Source organism: Thalassolituus oleivorans MIL-1, from assembly GCF_000355675.1.
In the GTDB taxonomy this organism is placed as follows: Bacteria; Pseudomonadota; Gammaproteobacteria; order Pseudomonadales; family Oceanobacteraceae; genus Thalassolituus; species Thalassolituus oleivorans.
Genome location: NC_020888.1, coordinates 2,750,316 through 2,771,232 on the forward strand (window position 1 = coordinate 2,750,316; position 20,917 = coordinate 2,771,232).

Sequence of the window (20,917 nt, forward strand, 5' to 3'; positions counted from 1 at the left end):
GTGTGATTTAGTCTTCATAGAAACTGGACGATCGTTAGATAATAAAACTACTTAAAGTAGAGATATTGCTCTTAATTGAAGGTTCTTCGGCAACACCTATGCGGCTTAGCGATCCCTGCGAAAAATGCACACAACAAGATAACTTTAACGACTACTTTTCGTCTTTGCACAGCAATGAGGACAAAGTCACACTCTGAAAATCAGGGGTTGGCAACGGTCAAACTTCGCGCCATAGTGATTAAACACCCAAAGGAGGGAGGTATCGTTTCTGAACGAGAACTTCACAAGACTGCCCTTAGTAGGCAGGAGTAAAAGGTCACAGGGCAAACGACATTGCCTCGATCATACTCCAACGACGCTGAACACCCGTTGCAACGTCTGTGTCTCCTCCGCACTTCGAAAAAACCGCTCTACCCCACTCGCACTACCCCCTAAACCAACTTGCTCATCGCTTACTCATACCTCCAATAGTATGCCTGTATTCGTTGCGCCTATTTGTCTGACCAGACCCTGCTCATTAGGAGAGTACTACTATGGCTGCGCGTAAATCCGACACTAAGCTGTACGTTCTGGATACCAACGTTCTTATTCACGATCCGGTTGCGATCCTCAACTTTGAGGAGCATCAAGTCGTGATTCCAATGACTGTATTGGAAGAACTCGACAAATTAAAAATGGGCAAAGCGTCCATTGCCACTGATTGCCGCGAGGCGATTCGTCAAATTGATCGCATCATTGGTGATGCAAGCCCGACTGAAATAGCTAAAGGTGTTCCTATTATCCGCCCCGATGGTGGCACCTACGGCCACTTTTCTATCCTACTCGATAGTTTCGATGCTCCTCACCGCGCCCTTCCTGACAACCTCAATGACAACAAAATCATTAATAGCCTAGTTATTTTGCAAGAACGCAGTCCTCACCGCGATGTCGTGCTCATCACCAAAGATATCAACATGCGTTTAAAAGCTCGTGGCTGTGGTATTGGTGCGCAAGACTATCAAAACGATCAGATGGTATCTGACGTGTCCTTACTAGAGACGGGCTTTCAACGTGTTGAAGGGTCGTTTTGGGAAACACAAACAACGGTTGATACTTTCCATGATGAGACAGGTACTTATCATAAAATCCCATTGGAAAATTTACCTGAAGAACTCTATGCCAACCGCTTTATCGTTGATGAAAAAGGTTTTATCGGCCGCGTTGATCGAATAGGAGAGCAATTTGCGTTGATTCGCGACCTGCCCTACGAGCAACTTATGGGACAAAGTGCTTGGGGGTTAACACCAAGAGATATCCCTCAAGCGTTAGCCTTGCACTTGCTACTCGATCCCGACGTGCATTTAGTAACTCTCAGCGGTCAAGCAGGCTCTGGGAAAACCATACTGGCACTGGCTGCCGCTATTGAAATGACAGTTGCGACTAAACAGTTCCGCCGCATTATTGCGACACGCAGTACTCGCGGACTTGATGAAGATATTGGCTACTTACCAGGCACAGAAGCCGAAAAAATGGAGCCTTGGTTAGGTGCGATCACCGATAACCTTGAAGCGCTGCATAACGATGACGAACACTCAAAAAGTAGTGTCGACTATATTTTGCAAAAAGTGCCACTACAATTTAAATCGCTCAACTACATCCGCGGACGCAGTTTCCAGCACAGCTTAATCTTAATTGACGAATGTCAGAACTTAACACCACACCAAATGAAAACCATCGTTACCCGTGCAGGCGCGGGCAGTAAGGTCGTGTGCCTTGGTAACCTAGCGCAAATAGACACACCTTACCTCAATCCCATTAGCTCGGGATTAACCTATTTAATTGAACGGTTTAAGGAGTTTCCATACGGAGGCACGATTCATTTAGAGGGCTCACCACGGTCACCATTGGCAGAATATGCTGAGAGTCATCTTTGACGGTTGCTAAAGGCTGAACTATAACTTTAAGGAGCATAAAAAGGGGCTGGTAATAACCGGCCCTTTCCAAACCCACCATCCGAACCCACGGAAGGTTGACATGAAAGCAATCGTTTTACCCTTATTATGTGCCCTAAGTTTTAGTGCCCAAGTATTTGCCGAAGACAAAATTTACGAATTGGAATTTGAAACTGATTCCAATTGGAGCAGTATCGAGATTCGTGACGATGCGGTATTTGTGAATGCGCCTGCAGGCAGCAGCCAGAGCATCAGCGCCAAAGATGGACTACGGGCCTACACCATTTCACCGAAAAAAATCTATTTACGTTCAAGAACTCGCGGTTTAGTGAACATGAATGTATTTGTAAAGTCGGCGAATAACGTACTAGGTCTAACCATCTGTAAGGGCTCACCAAGCAGTTACAGCTGGATCAAATCGGATCAGTCTAAGCAGAAAAACGATTTAAAAGAGAAAGATAACTGCGAGCAAGCAGCTCTTGTTCTCAACCTCTTTTAATCAGCCTGATTAGAATAAAACTCGACTGCCGGGATGACACCATGCCGGCTGTTTATGTTTGCGGTTCTAGTAAGTGACGACTTTCTGCAGCAAAGCCCGACCCAACTTCAGAATAATAGTTAAACGCCACATCAACACCTAAGGCGAGTAACTCTTCTCTTTCATCTTCATAACGCGCTACCGCGGCAACACGTCCTTGATAGCCAGATAACTGCATCATTTCTAAGGTACTGCGCATTTCTGTTTGCGACGGCAGAGCCAACATAACTAAGCGAATGTTGCGCTTCGCTGCCTGCTGCCAAAATTCCATATCATCAGAATCACCAGCTATAACGTTTAGTCCCTTTGCCTGCAAATAAGTCACACGATCAGAATCCGATTCTACCCCGCAAACCGCACCACCGAAATCTTGGCTTAATGTCTGGTAAGCGCCTTTACCAACTCGTCCCATACCTAAAATCAAGATGTCGATTTTCTGCGGTAATTTAACACCATTGTGCGCTCCTTTGCGTTCAAAGCGATTAATTAGATCCCTCTGCACTGCGTATATATGGTGCGCTTTACGATATAAAAAGCTGCTAATAATGAAAGATAACGACATTGCTAAAGCAATAATCACTAACCAGTCGTTACTCAGCCAACCCTCCTCAACGCCGAGATGAGCCACTATCAGTCCAAATTCGCTATAGTTTGCTAACCCCAAGGACGTGAGATAAGCGGTTCGCCCAGGTAAACCCAAAGCAACAAATAAGAAGAAAAATAGAGCAAATTTCACCAGCAATAACAAGAGCAAGCCCAAGGTTACGGGCACCATATCTAGTGTCGGAAGCGCAGTAAAACCGATCGAAAGAAAGAAACCGATTAAAAATAGATCTTTGAACCCCATCAACGATTTATACAGCTCAGCAGATTTTGCATGGGGTGCTAGCAAAATGCCGAACATTAATGCACCGAGGTCACCTTTAATATGCACTAATTGAAAAAGTTCGGCACCGCCCAAGGCCAAGAAAAATCCCATTAAGGGTAATAATTCACCGTGTCCTGCTCGGCTCATTAGTTGATATATAACTGGCCGAATTAGCCAAAGTCCTAACAAAGCAAACGCCCAAGGAGAGGGGATCTTCCCTGTCGATGCGACAAGGAACAATACCGCGATAATATCTTGAATAATAAGAATTCCGACCGCTAACTTGCCGTGACGAACTTTAAGCTCTGAGGCATCCTCCAGCATTTTAATAACACAAACAGTTGAAGAGAAACTCAGTGCAAAAGCCACTAATCCGGCCGTTTGCCATGAAACATCGTATACCTGTGCAATACCAAGCCATGCAGGAACAGGAACAAGTGCAGCCACTAATACAAACCAAATTCCCGAATGGGCAATAGAAGTAGCCCATACCTCGGTACGCAACAAAGCCCGAACATCAAGCTTTAAGCCAATTGTAAAGAGCATTAAGGTAATGCCAAGATCGGCTAACGTTTGCAGATTAGTTAGCGGTTCGATACCTGCGGCATTCATGCCGAAACCCGCTAAAAGAAACCCGACAAGAGGCGGCATCGTTAACTGGCGCGCAATAAATCCACATAAAAACGCCACTAAAATCCAAATATATTCCATACAACCCCTATATAACTATCGACTAATAATACCAAGCAGTGCGCAAGTATGTTTGAGTTTCCCCTAAAGTATCGTCGATACCATAAGCAACCCCAGCCTTTATCGGTAAAATAAGGCGATAGCCTATTAAAGCTTCAATACTCAATTCCATGCCAACGGCAGGCAATGCCTTTCTGTCTTGTCCTCTAAACCAAGCAGCGCCAGATTCTGCGTACAAGGATAGTGACACATCTCCAGCGCCGATTGGCCATACATCCCAATTATCCTCAATGCGCCCTAGCCAAGCGGAAAACTTGATACGTTCGCGGTCATAAAAATGCCCTATCGCGGCTCCCTGCTGATAACCCGACAAAGATAATTCATCACGACCAAATCGCTGCAAATCTTCTTGCGGAGGTAAACCACCGAGTATAAATGTACCCGCGGTATCGTCTGCCCAGCCACCAGCAGCACTTAGTGTTAATGAGTGCCGCCCCGCTATATTAAAGCTGTACTGCCAGTCGGCTTGGTACTGCTCCCCTTTATAAGCACTTTCGAGCAAGTCATTCGTCTCTGCAACGATTTCAATTTTGTGCCCCCAACCTACACCGGTAGACTGTAGGTAGGTTTCTCGATTATCGAAAGTTAATGCCAAGCCTGCGAGCCCCTGACTTAGGTCACGGGGACCTACAATTGTTATATCTTCTGGTGCACGCACTAAACTTTTATTTGAATAGCTTAGGCCCGCACTCAACGAGAGTTGATCTTCGATACCGCGTAGTAGGTAATTGCGCTCACCACGCACGGTATCATCGCGAATAACAATAGGATCAAGCACCTCAGAAAATGGAAAGCGATAGCTATGGCTGCGATCCCAACTCAGTGTCCAACGTGGGTCATAACTATAAAAAGCGCTTCCTTCCCATACATCTTGCTTAACGTCGCGCAGCAATAATAATGAATACATATGCCGCCCTAATGCATCCATGCCGCCGGTTTGCAAACCAACTCGACTGTTCGTGTCGGTGATTTCCCATGCTGGAAGCCAATAATAAGGGCGCACTGTTTTCAACGGAGAATATGGTTCAGCATCTGATGAGTTTGCTGATATCAACACAGGATTAGGATAATTATGCATTCCTATCGGTACATCCGTTACAGTTAATGCGGGCGGCAATGCTGATAACATGGGGATTTCGCGCAACTGATAGCCCGTCACCGTATATTGTTGATACACCACAGAACCATCACGCCAGCGCGGTGAAAACGCCCCCGACTCAACCTGCGTAATCTGACTAACATCACCTTCACTCGTGCGCAGATAAATATTAAAAACGCCATCATAGTCGGCGGTGAATAATAACGATCCGTCGGGGGTGTACTCTGGAGCCGACTCGATCGACAAGCTATTGGTTAACGGTGTCCAAACATGATCGGCGATAGAAAATAACTCTAAATTCCAGCCCTGATCTGGGCGCTTTATACTCGCGGCGATGGACAAACCATCAGGACTGACATCGAAATCACCCAGTACGTCACCCGCAACACCACGCCACAATAGCGACATTTCACCGCTGAGATTAAGTAAATATAACTCGCTGATACCTGCAACCATTCGACTAGCGACCAAGAGCTCACCTTCTGGCAGCCAGCGTACTTTGCGTAACCGCTGCTCACTGGTTAAACGAGTCCAATCACTATTCTGCCAAATAAAAATATCGTTTTCTAAACGACCACTACTGTAGCTAATACGCCTTGACGCGGCGATAACACCCTCTGCATTAACGTCTAAATCGGTAATGCCTTTGGTGTAGGTAAGAAAATCTCCATCGGCTGCTTGAGCATTACTGTCGATTGGATATACGCGTAATTCAGCTCTATCTTGGTCATTGGCATAATTAACGAAAAGCCGATCACCTAACACCGTTGTTGCTAGTGTTCTAAAACCTGAATCTGCAATTGAACGACCTTCCACATAAGTCTGCTCCGGATCCGCCGCAAATCGAACCAGCATATCCTTGCGAAAGTCATCCCACAGCTGCGCAAAGTTTTTTCCAAATACAGTTCTAGCGACATCATTTTGCATGATATACGGCAAAATCTGCTTACTATACTGCTGCAGATATCGCTGTAATTGCTGCTCGCCATAAGTACGCACTAAGTAATCAATAAAATATGCACCGTACAAATAATGTTTGCCATAGGGCCACTCACGCAACGAAGCTACGGCCTCACCAAGCTCATCAAATTCTCCACTGCGTACTTCTGCACGCATTTGCATTTCATAAAAATTCGATTGCAGACGACCAATACCCAATGTTGGATTCGTTTCGAAATACACGGCTAATCCCTCAATAAAGAGAGGCGGCGTTAACGCATGAGGAAAGAAAAAGGGCAGTCGTCCAAATACCTTACGACCGTTAGCTGGAATTCCTCTAGCCATTTCCATATGTAAGATGTGTACGTATTCGTGACGAATAAGTGCAGCCATCCACTCATCATTATTCTCTAAGCCGTTAATATCTTGCGGTGGCGAAGAGAACAACCGAATTTGCGGGAAAGGAGAAAATGTCGCCCAACCGTTAGAGATATCAAAATCATCAACCAACACGAGCTGCGTTTTAGTCGCGGGAACAGTGCCAAAAAAAGGAATTAACTGCTTATGAACCGTTTCAGCAAGATCAAGCGCATGCAGTGCAGTTTCTTCATATTGTTCGCCTTGAGGATAGTGAATCTGAAAATGCTCACTACCGCGTGTTAGCCAAGACTTGGCAGTGCCATCCCATGCTACCGGTTCCGCCACTGCCATAAACGACCAAAGACATACCAGCAACAGAACGAAACGCTGCTCCATAAAGACATTCCTTGTATAAAAGTTGACTCATGATAACGGATCAACACATACAGAGAAATGAAGATCAAACACGGGCCTACTTGCCCTATTATCAACACTGGCCTAAATTACTAAGCAGAACAATAATAGCCTGTGTTCATACAAAGAGATGAAACGATAGCGGCACTTATATGAGGATTACTCGGCCAGCATGGAAAGTTCTGACCTCAATCCCAATATTTGGCGAGGCCAACAGCAATGGTTTCATTGGCAAGATATCAAGGTTAACTACCACCAAGCCGGTAGCGGCCCAGATGTATTGCTACTACATGGAATCTCTGGCAACAGCTGGGATTGGCATTCACTATGGCCGTTACTAACTCAGCAATACCGAGTTACCGCACTCGATTTTGTCGGTTGTGGCGATTCTGATAAGCCCTTTCCCTACGATTACAACATCCACACTCAGTGCGAACTGTTAACAGATTTATTAACTCATCTAAACATTGAAGATATTCATATCGTCGGGCATGACTATGGCGCTCTGATTGCACTATCGCTAGCACAAGAGTGCGCGGTGATTAATACCATGACGCTGATCGCTCCCCGCCTGCCACCATCGCTCGCTCGTTGGCCTTTGCTGGAGCGATTACTGGCAACGCCAATCGGTCCTGCTTTAGTACCCTTTATTAATGAAAAGCGCTTTATGCATTATATGCAAAGGCAAACAGGCCCTTACAGCCGACTATCAACACAATTTTTACGTGATACATGGCAGCTGCTCCGCGTTCATGATGGTTTACGTGCTTTACCTGAACTACTTCATTGCCGCTATTATGAAACCGATTGGCTAAGTACTCTTCCTATCCTACTGATTGATGGTGAGTATGATCGTATGGCCGTTAAGGCTCTTCCGGCTGGGCTAAGTAACGTAACCCACTTACAACTGAGCACCGGCCATTTCCCTCACCTCGAAGATCCACAAAACTTGCTGGATTTAATCCTACATTTTTTACGCAGCCATTCATCTAAATCGATTACCAGTATTCTGGATGATCAAGATCAATCAGAGTAAAGTGCCCGCCTGCAACAAAAAGACAGGCTTATGGAACTCGAATTTCTTTATTTAGACGATGACCTTGTTGTTATTAACAAACCCAGTGGCTTACTCGTTCATCGCAGCGAAATTGATCGCCATGAAACCCGCTTCGCATTACAGCTCGTTCGTAACCAGCTGGGCCGTCGCGTATATCCAGTACATCGCCTTGATAAGCCGACATCGGGCGTATTGGCTTTTGCTCGTAGTCCAGAGATCGCCAGCTTGGTTGCCGACCAATGGCGCGAACGCGATGTCGAGAAACATTACCTCGCCATTACCCGCGGCTATATGCCGGAATTCATCCATCTAGATTACGCCATGGCTCCGCCAGTTGATAAATACGCCAAGCACGAGCGTGTCAGGCCAGAGCAAGAAGCCATTACCGACTTTAGTTGTTTAGCAACCGTCGAGATTCCTGTAGAAATCGATAAATATCCGCAATCACGCTACTCCCTAGTCGATTGCCGACCACACACTGGCCGTAAGCACCAACTACGCCGTCACCTAAAGCACTTAGCACATCCAATTATAGGGGATGCACGCTACGGTAAAGGGCGTCACAGCCGTTACTTCCGCGACCAACTCAACGCCCCTCGCTTATTGCTGCACGCATGGCAGCTCAATATGGTGCATCCGACGTCAGGAGAAGAATTAGTATTCACAGCACCACTAGATGGAATCTGGCGTCAGCTATGCGAACGATTCAACTGGCTTGACGCATTACCTGGATCTCTACAATCCACATTAGACATTCCTCCACACCCTTCTTTAGACCAATTTTTATTGCATTCAGAAGAGGATGAAAACAGCTAAAAGGCCCGTATTTTCGGGCTTTCCGCGAGTTACCCACATTTTCTGTTGATAACTTTCTGGATAAGTTTTTGAAAACTCTCTCTAAGGCCCATGAATACAGGCCCTGAGTTAAATTGTTCGCTTTTACACCACAAAAAAATCTTATATTTTTCAATGAGTTATGAATACTGAAAGTTAACACTACAAGCGCTTGACTTTTTCATGACAGTTCAAAATACGAAGATAGCAAATGTGTATAACCAACTTTTTGTCACCAATACCCTGTCAATAGTCAACACCGCATTTTATAAAAAAAATTGCTCAAATTGGCGGAGATAGTCCGATGAATTTTGCCCACAGATTCTGTGGATAAGTTGGTGGATAAGACTTTGAAAAATGCAACAAATCCCCATCATACTTAGCCTCCCTACAGATTGATCATTTTTTGATCTACTAAAAACTCTATATTTTTCAATGACTTATAAAAATCAATAGACATATTTACTTTTTATAAGCCAAATATGAAGAAAATACGACTTTAAAATACCTGTGTGCATAAGAAGGCATCATCATGGGGCAGGACGCACCGAAAAAGATCTGAGTAAAGCAGTTTTCTGAACTTTTCGGTAAAAAATTAACTTAGGGTGAAAATCAGTCAAAACAGCTCCTGTGGATAACCCTTTGCATAACTTCTGAATACTTGCTCCAAGGCCACTTAATATCAGGCCTGTACTCTTTCTGAATAAGATATAATGAACGTTTGTACTTAAATAAAACGTGTGCACTGAGCGCCAAGCAATAAAGTTACTTAATCGCAAACAAAAAAACCCGCTAGTAAGCGGGCTTCTTTAAGCGATAAACATGCCGATTTTTCGGTTATAAAACGCCTAATCGCTTCGCTAAATCATCTGCTGGCATATAACCAGGAATGAGACTGCCCTGTTCTGTGATAATGGCAGGCGTACCCGTGACACCAACCGACTGACCTAACTCATATTGGACAGCAATCGGAGAATGGCAGTCTTTGCTAGACGCAAGCATTGCTGTCATTTGCGATTGTAATGCACGGTACTCGCCTTCAAGAGTGCTGGCCTGATCTGGACTACTCGCCTTAGACAAGCGCTGGCCAGTGATATTCAAAGCGCGCTGAGTAGTTTTCATATCAGTCATCGCGGTGCCGCGATCAGCTTGGCACCAAACGTAATTGATTTTTTCGTAGGATGACGTCAATTGCCCCGTTTCACGATCTTTAATACCAGAGCGTGGGTAGGCTAAGTAGCGAACTTTAATACCTAGTTCATTTAGACGTGGAATCTCGGTGTGTAACTTTTGGCAATAACCACAATCAATATCCGTGAAGATGTTAATCATGGCTTTTTCCTCGCCCTTAGCCGGGAAGACCACTGTGTCACGATCGGGTACCGCCGCCAAACTCGCTGCGCGCATCGGTTCTTGGCGAGATTCAGTAACACTCTTAGCGCCACGAGCGGTCAACTCATACAATTCATCGCGATAAGTGAAGTAGCTTAAATCCGGCGTCATATGCATGACACTGCCATCTATTAATACCACTTCTAGTACTTGGCCTTTAGCCAACTGCGCTACTTCCCGGACTTTTAGGTCGGGTCCGAAAGCAGCAACCAATTTGGCTTCTGCTGCGTCCTTCAGTGTCATTTCAGCATTTGCCGTTGCACCAATTAATAGTCCAAGCGCAGCGGCAATCAGGGTCTTTTTCATAAAAATCTGCTCACTAACATATGAAGCGTTTGAGTGACTGAGCCAAACTAAGTTCATGGCCCGTAGAAAGTTGCCAACATCATACAGGCCTAGAGAAAAAGACCAAAAAAAAACGGGCCAATGGCCCGTTTTTCCCGCTGAAAAGCTTAAAGCTTTTCTTTGATACGTGCAGATTTACCGCTACGCTCACGCAGGTAGTACAACTTAGCTTGACGAACCGCACCACGGCGTTTCACTTCAACGCTATCAACCAATGGGCTGTGAGTCTGGAAAGTACGTTCTACACCAACACCGTGAGAGATTTTACGCACTGTGAAAGCAGAGTTCAGACCGCGGTTACGCTTACCGATTACTACACCTTCGAACGCCTGTAGACGCTCACGAGTACCTTCTTTCACTTTTACCTGTACAACGATAGTGTCGCCAGGGCCAAATGCTGGAAGTGCTTCTTTCAGCTGTGCATTTTCAATCTGCTGAATGATTGTGTTCTTGCTGCTCATTATTTCGCTCCTTAACAGTCTGATGAAGGCGCTTCGCGTTCATTCAGATACTCTGTCAATAACTTTTGTTGCTCGTTTGTCAGTTCCAGCGCATCCAGTAAGTCCGGTCTGCGTTCCCAGGTTCGGCCCAATGACTGCTTTAAGCGCCATTGGCGGATTTTCTCGTGATTACCACTAAGTAGTACTTCGGGTACTAACTGCCCTTCATAATCTTCGGGGCGAGTATAGTGTGGACAATCCAACAAGCCTTCCATAAAGGAGTCTTGCTGGGCTGATTGATCATGCCCTAACACACCAGGCACTAATCGAATCACGGCATCCATTAACGTCATCGCGGCTAACTCACCACCGCTCAACACAAAATCACCGATAGACCATTCTTCGTCGACTTCATGTTCAATCAAACGTTCATCAATGCCTTCGTACCGTCCGGCTACTAAAATCAACTTATCTTGTTGCGCTAATTCAAGCACACCTTGTTGATCCAGTTTACGGCCCTGCGGTGACATATAAATCACCTTAGCACCGTCTCCAGCAGCTGCTTTAGCTGCATGGATAGCGTCCCGTAAAGGCTGAATTTTCATCAGCATTCCTGGTCCACCACCGTACGGACGATCGTCCACGGTTTGATAGTTATCATGCGCGAAATCACGAGGATTCCAACACGTAATCTGTACCCGATCTTGCTTTACCGCACGCCCACTAACACCTTGGTCAGTCAGCGCTTGCAGCATTTCCGGAAACAGAGTCACAACTCCAAACCACACCGGTTATTACTCCACTTTAGCCCTTGTTTGAGGGCCCAAGTTTAAAAATCCGGGTCCCAGTCAACTTGAATCTCAGCGCGATCCAAATCCACCTCTAGAACAAATTGATCCACATAAGGAAGCATCCGCTCACGTTGATCAACACTGCCTTCGCAAGGTTTGATCACCATAACCTGATTGCCACCACCAGATTCAAAAAGCTCTTTAACCTGGCCCAGCCACACGCCGTCGGTGTTTACCACCTTCAACCCTTCCAGCTGGAACCAATAATGTTCATCTTCTTCAAGTTCAGGTAGTGCTTCAGTCGGTACTGCAATCTCAGCTTTAGCAATGGCTAGAGCCTGATCACGATCGTTAATACCTTCTAATTGTGCAACTAACCCTTTGCCCTGCGCCTTGCCTTGCAGCACTTTGAATTCTTTCCACCGGCCTTGAATCTTAAGTTGCCAAATGGGGTAATCCAGAATGTTGGTGACCGGATCAGTGTATGAAAACACTTTGATCCAACCTTTAATACCAAATGCCGTTGAGACCTTTCCTAATACTGAAATGTTCTCTTCAGACACTACAGACAACTCCGCGTTTGACAATTAAGCCTGAGCTTTCTTGAGATCTTTAACCAATTTCTCAACACGTTCTGTTGGTTGTGCACCTTTGCTCAACCAATAGTCAACGCGCTCAAGATCCAGACGCAAGGCCTCTTCTTGGCCACGAGCAACTGGATTGAAAAATCCAACACGCTCGATAAAGCGACCGTCACGTGGTGAGCGGGCATCAGCTACGTTAATGTGATAAAAAGGACGTTTTTTAGAGCCGCCACGGGCCAAACGGATAACTACCATAAATTCAGATCACTCCGATCGTTTTATCAAGTGACAAGTTTTGGAATCGCTTGTCGTTTATCTTCCCAACCACTTCAATGTGCTCAATGTTGAACATCACCTAGACGGACGGGGCCTATTAAAAGGGCGCGTAGTGTATAAAATCTCTACTCCCAGCACAAGTATTGATTAATGCACGGGGGCTTCGGCTATATCAGCCTGCGCTGCTGCAGGTCGAATGCTCAGCGACACCACCGAAGCCAATAGTAAAGCGATACCTAAGCCAAAGAAGGCTTCATTATAGGACATCACCATAGCTTGGGTGTGTAACTCAGCCATGAGTACACCATAACTCTGATCAGCACTGCCGCCACCGGCCTGCAACATATCGCCCAATTGACGTAGATATTCCAGCGCATTTTGACTGCCCACAACAATACGCTGCTGCAAATCGGCCAAATACAGTGGCACTAAATAGACCGAGCCAAATAGCGCGACACCGAGAACAAAGTAAGAGATACAGGCCAAGGTGAAATCTCGGCTCTTAAATAAGCGCAGATTTACCAGTGGATGCTCACTCGCCAACTGCTTGCGAGCGAAAAGAAATAAACACGACGCTGAAATCAAGGCCAGGAATCACATTCAGGTAAAAGATGTAGTGCCAGCTAAAGACTTCAGTTAACCAACCACCCAATGTCGGGCCTATCGCGGGAGCAAACGTTGCGGTAACGCCAAATAAAGCCATGCCAATCGGTCGTTTTTCGGCTGGTAGCAAAGTAACGATGAGAGTGAAGGCCATAGGAATCAGTGCACCGCCGGTAAAACCCTGCAATACCCGAAAGACAATCATTGAATCGAGATTCCATGCGGATGAGCAGGCAAGCGACGCTAAAATAGCGAAGAAACTATCGACATGACGGTTGAATTTCTTACCATCCAAGCCATCGACATGAATAGTCGCGACATCACCCACGTGCATATTAGCAACTTGAGTTTCTTTAAAGTTGGTATCAATCCAAATAAGCTCAGTCACTAGGCTTAATAGACGCATACCCGGCTCAACTGTCTGACCTACTTGTGCTTGGCAACTAGTCACGATACCGGCCTTAACATAGGCGTTATCTGTATTTTCACGCCCTTGGTGCCACCACCACTAGTAGCCACTAGGAACAACGGCAGCATTAATATTCGTTAAATGAATTATTTTTTGTTACAGAAATATGAAAAAGCCACCGCTCGCGAAATAGTTGCGGCTATAATCGCGGCCTCAATGCTTCGGCAACACAATTCTAAGCGCGAATTCAGTGGTGACCTATGAACTACTCCTTCTTCGACTTCCTACAATTGATAGGAGCTTTAGGAATTTTTATCTTCGGTATGAAGATTTTCAGCGAAGGTTTGCAAAATATTGCAGGCAGTCGCTTAAAAGGAATTTTAAGTGGCATGACCCGCAATCGCTTTACCGGCGTTCTGACAGGCTTTGGTACTACCGCCATTACTCAATCGTCCACCACTACCACGGTTATGGCGGTCAGCTTTGTTAACGCTGGCCTACTAACGTTTGTTGAATCCACTGGTGTGATTATGGGTGCCAACATAGGCACAACGATTACCGCCTGGATTGTTGCCCTATTCGGCTTCAAGATGAAAATCACCCCGATTGCCATTGCCATGATCGGTATTTTCTTTGCTTTTCTATTCTCCAAAAACAGCCGCTGGCGCAACATTGCTGAAACTATGGTTGGCTTCGGTATTCTTTTTATTGGCCTTGAGTTCATTAAAAATGGCGTACCGGATATTCGTAGCAATCCTGAGATCCTAGCGTTTCTCGATATGTTTACTGGCTACGGCTACTTTTCCTTAGTTTTGTTCGTCATTATTGGCACCGTACTTACGCTGCTCATGCAGTCATCCTCCGCTGCAACCGCTGTAACTCTGGTGATGCTGTTCGAAGGATGGATCTCCTTTCCGATTGCAGCGGCTATGGTACTGGGTGAAAACATTGGTACTACCGTTACCGCCAATTTAGCGGCTATGGTCGGCAACGTTCATGCTAAGCGAGCCGCTCGATTCCACTTTCTGTTCAATATCATTGGCGTGATATGGATGATGGCATCGATTTACTTTGTACTTGATGCCATCGACTGGGCGGTGCAAACCTTTACCAACAACCCAATATCCGTGTTAAGCGACGACCCAGGAGCACGTTCCAACGCAACCCTAGCTCTCTCTCTATTTCATACCTCCTTCAACGTATTAAACGTCATCATTTTGTTCGCTTTTGTGCCACAACTCGTGCGCCTAGTAGAATATTTGCAGCCCGATAGCGGCAGTGATGAAGATAATTTTCACTTACGCTACATCAGCGCAGGGGTTATGACCTCACCTAACCTATCAATTGAACAGGCGCAAAAAGAGATTCAGCAATTTGCCGATGTGCTCGAAAAAATGCACGACTCTGTTAATGAGTTGTTGTTCGACCCTAAGGCCGCACGCGAAAAATTAATGGAACGCATTCAAAAATACGAGCAAGCAACGGATCAATTTGAAATCGAAATTTCCGACTACCTCGTTAGCATCAGTGAACGCACCCACCTAGAACACGACCTCACTGAACGTATGCGTTTCATGCAAACCATGATCAATGACATGGAGCGCATCGCAGACATCTATTTCCAGATTTCAAAGCTGTTAGAACGCATGCACGAAACCAAGTCTGCCTGGCCAGAAGTTGCGACCGCAGAAATCGAACGAATGATGATTGCGGTGCGCGATGTCATCACCAATATGCACTTGAATGTGGCCATGGATCCGCAAGAAGTCGATCTCGACCATGCCATTGTATTAGAAAATGAAGTAGACAAACTGCGCGACGAATATCGCGGTAATCACTATGTTCGCTTGGAAAATGGAGATTACTCGCCTCGTGCCGGTGTTACCTTTATTGACGTACTGAATCGTCTAGAGCGTATTGCTGATCATGTTTTAAATGTGAATGAATCCGCAGCAGGCCGCCGCTTAAAGGCCATGCGTATTCTTGGACAAAACCGCTAAATATCCCAATAGGCTACCTTGTAATGAGGTAGCCTAAATTTCCTATTAATCATCCTTCTACTGGTGCCCCCAACAACGCCGCGGCGAAACCCACGACGGTTAACGCGCCATAAAAAATCCGATAACCACCAAGGCTATTACGCGCAGCGATAAATGACTGCACCCCGTAATAGAGAGCAAAAGCACGCGATGCAAACGCTATGATAGTGAATACATCCGCAAGCCAAGTTAGAACCAAACCGACCAAGCAAACAAGCAGATAGCCCTGACGCTCACTAACTCGCTTGTGCGTTACTTCTTCTACCAAGCCGCCTGCCCCACCGGTATCCGCCACCGCAGCGCTAAATTGTGCCGCCAATGCCGCTACCAAAAGGAGCACAGGCAAAATTGGTGCGACGCTTTTCATTAGGTGGATAATTTCAGTTTCGCTGACGTTCTCGGTTGAAATCGGCACCGCATAGGTTAATAACACGACATAGACTAAATAAATGACGGTAGAAACATACTGGGCGATTTTCATTGATTTAATTCGTACTGAGGCTGAATACGTAACGCCCAGATACCTCGAAGTCTCAAACCCTTGCACCGTTACAATCAACCCAAAAAACAAGGTAACAGCATACCAGCCACGAATATCGGCAACAGGAAACACTAAACTATCCTGCTGATGAACAGACCACATGTTGTGTCCGAGTGCAAAAATCAGCCCAGTAATCACCGCGAGCTTAACAACAACCGCTGGGTACTCGACGGCTTCCAATGCTCCGAAGCCGCGCGTCCAACCAAGCAGGATAATAAAGAGGTATACGGCAGTCGTAATGGCTCTCGCTACGAGAGGCGTATCAAAGGATGTAAGACTAACCGCAAAGCTTCCTAATAAATTTAAGTAGTAGGCTACCGATATCATATAGGCTACAGACAGCACCCAAGCACTGATGCGCTCGCTCCACTCGCCCGCCGAGCCCTCCTCCGTATCGATTCGTGCGATATTCGCTCTAATTGCCGAGCCAAAACTCCAAGCTAATAGGCAAAGGGCGGCCATTCCTACCGGAGCCCATGAGCCAAAGTCATGGGCAAGCACAGGACCTAGGACTAAAAAACCAGAACCAATAATAGAAGCGAGTGGCGTAATCGTAGCGCGCCACAAGGGCTGATTGCGAAGAGGTCCAAGAAACAAAACTAACGTTGCGCAAGCCACCAAGACCAGAATTGCGACATTCATAAAACACTAGCCAGAACAGAGAAGGCGTCATTCTCGCACAATCCTCGATTCATACGATTGTATTAAGCGAAAATCTGGATACCATCTGCATTTTAATCGTCATAACTAGGCAGACAAAGCATCAACATGATAACTATTCAGCAGATACAAGAACGCTCCATTGCACTGCGTGACAATCGCACTTTCGAGATGCTGGTTGTCGGCGTCATCATTCTCTCCGCCTTGTTGATTGGCGCAAAAACCTATCCAATCCCTTCAGCTGTCACCCAAATTATCCTCTGGCTAGATGTCGGCATTACCTTTCTGTTTCTTTTTGAAATCATCGTAAGGTTCATTGCAGAGCCGAATAAGAAACGATTTTTCCACAATGGCTGGAACGTGTTCGACACTCTCGTTGTTGTCGTCAGCTTGATACCTATTGATAACAGCGATATGGCCTTAGTTGGCCGTTTGGTGCGCGTATTCCGCGTACTACGAATGGTCTCTATCATTCCTGAGTTGCGTACCCTACTTAACTCCCTTGTTCGCGCTCTGCCACAGCTGGGCTATGTCGTACTGCTCATGTTCATCATTTTTTATATCTACGCAGCCGTTGGTGCCACCTTCTTTGCCGAAATTAACCCGGTATTGTGGGGCGATATCAGTATTTCTCTACTTACGCTATTCCGTGTAATGACCTTCGAAGACTGGACTGATGTGATGTACGAAACCATGGCAGTCTACCCTTTGTCATGGAGCTATTACCTAACATTCATTTTCTTCACTGCGTTTGCCTTTCTCAATATGGTGATAGGTATCGTCGTCAATGTATTAGAAGATGAACACGCAAAAGAACGAGCGGAGAAAGCCGAAGAAGACGGCAGCGCTACATTGAATGAATTAAGAGACGAAATTCAAGAACTAAAAGCTCTAATAATAAATCTCAAAAAATAAAATAGCCGAGAATGATCGCGCTCTAAAGTCATGGTCATATTTCCGGCGGACGTTTTATAACACCGCCGAAATAACTATGACGACTCGACAAGCGAATCACATATTTCGAGGCGTAAGAATTAGTTTAGAACCTTCAACGGTAGTGACATCATTAAAAAAGAGATCGCCAAGCGGCGTATCTTCGAGACCCTTAATAGCCATATTATGATACGCAATTTGCCCTATACGCTTAGGCAGTAAAACTGTGATTGTACCATCGGTATTAGTCACGACTTGAGGTGCAGCTGGATCATGATATTCAACATCTGATATCTCATAATCAGTAAGGAAATCAAGCATAGGAAGCACACTTTGAAACAAGGCCGTAATCCCCTTCTCAGGAGCTTGATCAACAGGACCAGTACCATCAGCAACATCAATTAAATAATTATAATCGTCGCGAATACCTTGGGCGGCAATATCACTCATACCGTCATCGTTCAAAAACGGCATACCTACTCGTTTTGCTAAGTCTTCATTCGATTGGTCGAGTACCGTTGAATCGTCAGCCTGAGCTAAACCAGCCCCCAGAGCAAACAGACACAATATCCCAAACAACCCAAAATCAAAGAATCGTAAACTAGCCATTCAATAACCCTCCCTGTCTTCCGTACCTAAGTGGTGAATTTTTATTAGAGCTATTCTGGCAGGTGAACGATTACCGAGTTCCAATATTTCTTAGAAAAATCAGCCAAAGACTGAAAATGTCCGGACGAAATTAGACGCGAGACAAAAGACGTCCATTAAGTATCAAATCGAACATCACACTAAAAATGCCACAATATTAAATCGGCGTAACATGGAGATAAAACCTTAATAAAATACGGCTTAGACACGAAAACCAAATAATAATAGAAGGCCGATGTTGACCAGAAATTAGAGGCTAATAAGAAAATTTTGATAATTATTTTCGGAGGTTTTATCGGTTTCGCGAGTTATACAATAGAAAAAATATCCCTTCAAAACCTAAATTTCAGGAATTTTGGGATGAGCCACACGTACCCAATAAGCCAAATGAGGCTGCCCAACAATCTCCACCTATATTCTTTTTAGAAATAAAACTTTTACTATTTATTCTTTTGAAGTAATCGCTTGCCAGTTTACTATAGGCAGATATCGTTGCCTCTATCTTTCAACATCTGCAACGCGCACCTTCCATTCAGTGGGTCGAAAGCCCAAGGAATTACAATGAATACCGCAAACATCACTTCTGCCGACATTATCAGCACCGCAGGTACAAACAACCTTGGGCTGACTAAAGAAGCCATCGAAAAGCTCAACGAAGAGTACAAACCACTCAACTTCGAAGAGCGCATTCAGCGTGTTTACCAAGACTTCGCTGCGGACAAAATACTGGTAACCTCGTCATTTGCCGCGACTTCAGCCTACTTTTTGCACATTATTTCAACGTAAGCGCTCAAGCAACCCCACCTACCAATTTAAATAACCGCCAGTTCTATATTTTCCGGCAGCAGTTTTTCAATATCTTCCACCGTTTCACAGTGCGGCAATCGCGTCAGTACCGTACGTAAATACGCGTAGGGTTCGAGTCCATTCGCTTTGGCGGTTTCTATTATGCTGTACAGCATGGCGCTGGCCTTTGCACCACGTTGACTATCGCTAAACAGCCAATTTTTGCGTCCAATCGCAAACGGTCTGATGGCATTTTCGACTGGGTTGTTGTCTATGTTCAGTCGGCCATCGCTGATGTATACCGTGAGCTTATCCCAGTTTTTATCAAGGTAGGCTAACGCTTCGCCCGTTTTTCCTTTAGGCAGGGTCTGTTGCAACGCTTTATCCAGCCAAGCTCTGAGTTTATTGAGCTGGGGAAGGCTTTTTTCTTGTCGAATTTGATATTTTTGTTCGGCTGATTGGTCTTTGATGCTAGCTTCGATAGCGTAAAGCCCTTTGATCATGGTGATCGCCATATCGGCTTTGCTGACTTTCCCTTTCGGGCTAGGGCTGACTTTTTGCGCCTCGATAAATTTACGACGAGCATGAGCCATGCAGCCTAATGCTGTGACGCCTTCTTGCTGCCCAATTCGGTGATAACCCGCGTAATCATCAGTTTGCAGGTAGCCTTGATAGTCGCCTAATAGCGAGGCTGCAACGTCTGTACGTCGACTACTCGCGTAATCAAATAAGATGATGGGATGTTCTCGATCACCGGTTTTTCGGACCCACATGTAGCTGAGACTTTCGGCCGTTTTATCCGGTTCTTTTAACACCTGCACCCGAGTTTCATCCATGTGGATGTAGTCGCTATCCAGAAGTTGATCATTCAGCAGGTTATAGAGCGGTTGCAGACATTCACTGCTTTTGATCATCCAGTTGGCTAAGGTGTTACGCGGTAAATGAATGCCCATTCGTTTGAAAATGGTTTCCATCCGGTAGAGAGGTAAACCGTCTTGATATTTGGCAACCGCAATGTGGGCGAGTAAGCCTGGGCTGGCATTGCTCTTAGGAAGCGGTTGTTTCGGAAGTTCAGCAATGTGCACGCCGTTTTCGCAGGCCTTACACGCGTATTTTTTGCGGGCATGAACGAGCACCTGAACCACAGCAGGAATAATATCCAGTTGTTCGCTGGTGTCTTCACCGATGCAGGTTTTTACACAGCCACATTCACAACGTTTATCGACTTCAGCAAGATCGTGTTCGATACGTACTCGCGGTAATACCGCAGGCAGAGGTTTACGGCCGGAGGCTTTTTTAGGCGCAGACGATACAGCATCAGAGGCTGATTCTGCGGTGCTCACTTCTGCATCAATGGACTCTGCGATTTCAGGAGCAGAGGCATCATTCTCATGTTCGACTTCATCAAACAATTCGGCTTGCTGATCACTCTTCTCGCTGCTTTTACCAAACTGACGCTGTTTAAACAGAATGATCTGTTCTTCCAAAAACTGGATACGTGATTGTTTTTTATTTAACAGTACTTGATGGTGATGAATTAATTGTTCTTTTTTTTCCAACTGATTCTGTTGCGATTGCAATAACTGACTCTGCGCTAAAAGCTGTTGTTTTAGCGCAACAATATCGTCAGGTAAGTGATCAGCCGGTGGTGTTTTCATGGGGTTGGATTATACCAAACCC

19 protein-coding genes are annotated in these 20,917 nt (G+C 45.5%); 7 read left to right on the top strand and 12 right to left on the bottom strand.

Annotation, left to right across the window (positions count from 1 at the left end):
- Positions 1 to 533: 533 nt before the first annotated feature.
- Positions 534 to 1,913, top strand: coding sequence for a PhoH family protein (locus TOL_RS12635; RefSeq protein WP_015487732.1), 1,380 nt, complete (start codon positions 534 to 536; stop codon positions 1,911 to 1,913).
- 100 nt (positions 1,914 to 2,013) lie between these two features.
- On the top strand, positions 2,014 to 2,430 hold the full coding sequence (locus tag TOL_RS12640) for a hypothetical protein (protein ID WP_015487733.1): 417 nt from the start codon (positions 2,014 to 2,016) through the stop codon (positions 2,428 to 2,430).
- Positions 2,431 to 2,482: 52 nt separating this feature from the next.
- Here TOL_RS12640 and TOL_RS12645 read toward each other — a convergent pair whose 3' ends face one another.
- Both TOL_RS12645 and TOL_RS12650 read right to left on the bottom strand, forming a co-directional pair.
- Entirely contained in the window at positions 2,483 to 4,048 is a 1,566-nt protein-coding gene (locus TOL_RS12645; RefSeq protein ID WP_015487734.1) for a cation:proton antiporter family protein, read from the bottom strand.
- Positions 4,049 to 4,070: 22 nt separating this feature from the next.
- Positions 4,071 to 6,881, bottom strand: a complete 2,811-nt coding sequence (locus TOL_RS12650; protein ID WP_015487735.1) for a WD40 repeat domain-containing protein — start codon at positions 6,879 to 6,881, stop codon at positions 4,071 to 4,073.
- A 190-nt stretch (positions 6,882 to 7,071) separates the two neighbouring features.
- Between TOL_RS12650 and TOL_RS12655 the strand changes: the two genes are divergently transcribed.
- On the top strand, positions 7,072 to 7,935 hold the full coding sequence (locus TOL_RS12655) for an alpha/beta fold hydrolase (RefSeq protein WP_015487736.1): 864 nt from the start codon (positions 7,072 to 7,074) through the stop codon (positions 7,933 to 7,935).
- A 30-nt stretch (positions 7,936 to 7,965) separates the two neighbouring features.
- Positions 7,966 to 8,772, top strand: a complete 807-nt coding sequence (locus tag TOL_RS12660; RefSeq protein ID WP_015487737.1) for a pseudouridine synthase — start codon at positions 7,966 to 7,968, stop codon at positions 8,770 to 8,772.
- 855 nt (positions 8,773 to 9,627) lie between these two features.
- Here the strand turns inward: TOL_RS12660 and TOL_RS18455 are convergent.
- The 7 genes from TOL_RS18455 to TOL_RS19180 form a co-directional block, all read right to left on the bottom strand.
- A complete protein-coding gene (locus tag TOL_RS18455) occupies positions 9,628 to 10,488 on the bottom strand; it encodes a DsbC family protein (protein ID WP_015487738.1) in 861 nt (286 codons plus the stop codon).
- Positions 10,489 to 10,634: 146 nt separating this feature from the next.
- Positions 10,635 to 10,988, bottom strand: a complete 354-nt coding sequence (gene rplS / locus TOL_RS12670; RefSeq protein WP_015487739.1) for a 50S ribosomal protein L19 — start codon at positions 10,986 to 10,988, stop codon at positions 10,635 to 10,637.
- An 11-nt stretch (positions 10,989 to 10,999) separates the two neighbouring features.
- Positions 11,000 to 11,755: a tRNA (guanosine(37)-N1)-methyltransferase TrmD gene (trmD, locus tag TOL_RS12675; RefSeq protein WP_015487740.1), complete on the bottom strand. Its 756-nt coding sequence runs from the start codon at positions 11,753 to 11,755 to the stop codon at positions 11,000 to 11,002.
- Between the two features lie 41 nt (positions 11,756 to 11,796).
- The gene (gene rimM / locus TOL_RS12680) at positions 11,797 to 12,321 is read right to left on the bottom strand and encodes a ribosome maturation factor RimM (RefSeq protein WP_015487741.1); all 525 of its coding nucleotides are present in this window, start codon (positions 12,319 to 12,321) and stop codon (positions 11,797 to 11,799) included.
- A gap of 24 nt (positions 12,322 to 12,345) precedes the next feature.
- Positions 12,346 to 12,597, bottom strand: coding sequence for a 30S ribosomal protein S16 (rpsP, locus tag TOL_RS12685; protein ID WP_015487742.1), 252 nt, complete (start codon positions 12,595 to 12,597; stop codon positions 12,346 to 12,348).
- 168 nt (positions 12,598 to 12,765) lie between these two features.
- The gene (locus tag TOL_RS19175; protein ID WP_015487743.1) at positions 12,766 to 13,104 is read right to left on the bottom strand and encodes a hypothetical protein; all 339 of its coding nucleotides are present in this window, start codon (positions 13,102 to 13,104) and stop codon (positions 12,766 to 12,768) included.
- Positions 13,105 to 13,150: 46 nt separating this feature from the next.
- Positions 13,151 to 13,672, bottom strand: a complete 522-nt coding sequence (locus TOL_RS19180; RefSeq protein ID WP_025264957.1) for an MFS transporter — start codon at positions 13,670 to 13,672, stop codon at positions 13,151 to 13,153.
- Positions 13,673 to 13,890: 218 nt separating this feature from the next.
- Here TOL_RS19180 and TOL_RS12695 point away from each other — a divergent pair, with 218 nt between their 5' ends.
- Positions 13,891 to 15,630 carry a Na/Pi cotransporter family protein gene (locus TOL_RS12695; protein WP_041588499.1) on the top strand — a complete coding sequence of 580 codons (1,740 nt, stop codon included), beginning with the start codon at positions 13,891 to 13,893 and terminating at the stop codon, positions 15,628 to 15,630.
- Positions 15,631 to 15,679: 49 nt separating this feature from the next.
- On the opposite strand, the gene TOL_RS12700 is transcribed toward TOL_RS12695, so the two are convergent.
- On the bottom strand, positions 15,680 to 16,852 hold the full coding sequence (locus TOL_RS12700) for an APC family permease (protein ID WP_015487746.1): 1,173 nt from the start codon (positions 16,850 to 16,852) through the stop codon (positions 15,680 to 15,682).
- A 126-nt stretch (positions 16,853 to 16,978) separates the two neighbouring features.
- On the opposite strand from TOL_RS12700, the gene TOL_RS12705 reads away from it, so the two are divergent.
- Positions 16,979 to 17,785 (top strand): ion transporter, encoded by an 807-nt coding sequence (locus tag TOL_RS12705; protein ID WP_015487747.1) that lies wholly within the window; start codon positions 16,979 to 16,981, stop codon positions 17,783 to 17,785.
- Positions 17,786 to 17,881: 96 nt separating this feature from the next.
- Here the strand turns inward: TOL_RS12705 and TOL_RS12710 are convergent, their stop codons facing one another.
- Entirely contained in the window at positions 17,882 to 18,412 is a 531-nt protein-coding gene (locus TOL_RS12710; RefSeq protein ID WP_015487748.1) for a hypothetical protein, read from the bottom strand.
- 600 nt (positions 18,413 to 19,012) lie between these two features.
- On the opposite strand from TOL_RS12710, the gene TOL_RS12715 reads away from it, so the two are divergent.
- Positions 19,013 to 19,237, top strand: a complete 225-nt coding sequence (locus TOL_RS12715; RefSeq protein WP_015487749.1) for an adenine nucleotide alpha hydrolase family protein — start codon at positions 19,013 to 19,015, stop codon at positions 19,235 to 19,237.
- A gap of 26 nt (positions 19,238 to 19,263) precedes the next feature.
- On the opposite strand, the gene tnpC is transcribed toward TOL_RS12715, so the two are convergent.
- A complete protein-coding gene (tnpC, locus tag TOL_RS12720; RefSeq protein WP_015487750.1) occupies positions 19,264 to 20,895 on the bottom strand; it encodes an IS66 family transposase in 1,632 nt (543 codons plus the stop codon).
- Between the last annotated feature and the right edge of the window lie 22 nt (positions 20,896 to 20,917).

What these genes read in the sequence shown, in the direction of transcription:
- TOL_RS12635 (WP_015487732.1), top strand. Translation starts at nt 534, where the DNA reads ATGGCTGCGCGTAAATCCGACACTAAGCTGTACGTTCTGGATACCAAC.
- TOL_RS12640 (WP_015487733.1), top strand. Translation starts at nt 2,014, where the DNA reads ATGAAAGCAATCGTTTTACCCTTATTATGTGCCCTAAGTTTTAGTGCC.
- TOL_RS12645 (WP_015487734.1), bottom strand. Translation starts at nt 4,048, where the DNA reads ATGGAATATATTTGGATTTTAGTGGCGTTTTTATGTGGATTTATTGCG.
- TOL_RS12650 (WP_015487735.1), bottom strand. Translation starts at nt 6,881, where the DNA reads ATGGAGCAGCGTTTCGTTCTGTTGCTGGTATGTCTTTGGTCGTTTATG.
- TOL_RS12655 (WP_015487736.1), top strand. Translation starts at nt 7,072, where the DNA reads ATGGAAAGTTCTGACCTCAATCCCAATATTTGGCGAGGCCAACAGCAA.
- TOL_RS12660 (WP_015487737.1), top strand. Translation starts at nt 7,966, where the DNA reads ATGGAACTCGAATTTCTTTATTTAGACGATGACCTTGTTGTTATTAAC.
- TOL_RS18455 (WP_015487738.1), bottom strand. Translation starts at nt 10,488, where the DNA reads ATGAAAAAGACCCTGATTGCCGCTGCGCTTGGACTATTAATTGGTGCA.
- rplS (WP_015487739.1), bottom strand. Translation starts at nt 10,988, where the DNA reads ATGAGCAGCAAGAACACAATCATTCAGCAGATTGAAAATGCACAGCTG.
- rpsP (WP_015487742.1), bottom strand. Translation starts at nt 12,597, where the DNA reads ATGGTAGTTATCCGTTTGGCCCGTGGCGGCTCTAAAAAACGTCCTTTT.
- TOL_RS12695 (WP_041588499.1), top strand. Translation starts at nt 13,891, where the DNA reads ATGAACTACTCCTTCTTCGACTTCCTACAATTGATAGGAGCTTTAGGA.
- TOL_RS12700 (WP_015487746.1), bottom strand. Translation starts at nt 16,852, where the DNA reads ATGAATGTCGCAATTCTGGTCTTGGTGGCTTGCGCAACGTTAGTTTTG.
- TOL_RS12705 (WP_015487747.1), top strand. Translation starts at nt 16,979, where the DNA reads ATGATAACTATTCAGCAGATACAAGAACGCTCCATTGCACTGCGTGAC.
- TOL_RS12710 (WP_015487748.1), bottom strand. Translation starts at nt 18,412, where the DNA reads ATGGCTAGTTTACGATTCTTTGATTTTGGGTTGTTTGGGATATTGTGT.
- TOL_RS12715 (WP_015487749.1), top strand. Translation starts at nt 19,013, where the DNA reads ATGAATACCGCAAACATCACTTCTGCCGACATTATCAGCACCGCAGGT.
- tnpC (WP_015487750.1), bottom strand. Translation starts at nt 20,895, where the DNA reads ATGAAAACACCACCGGCTGATCACTTACCTGACGATATTGTTGCGCTA.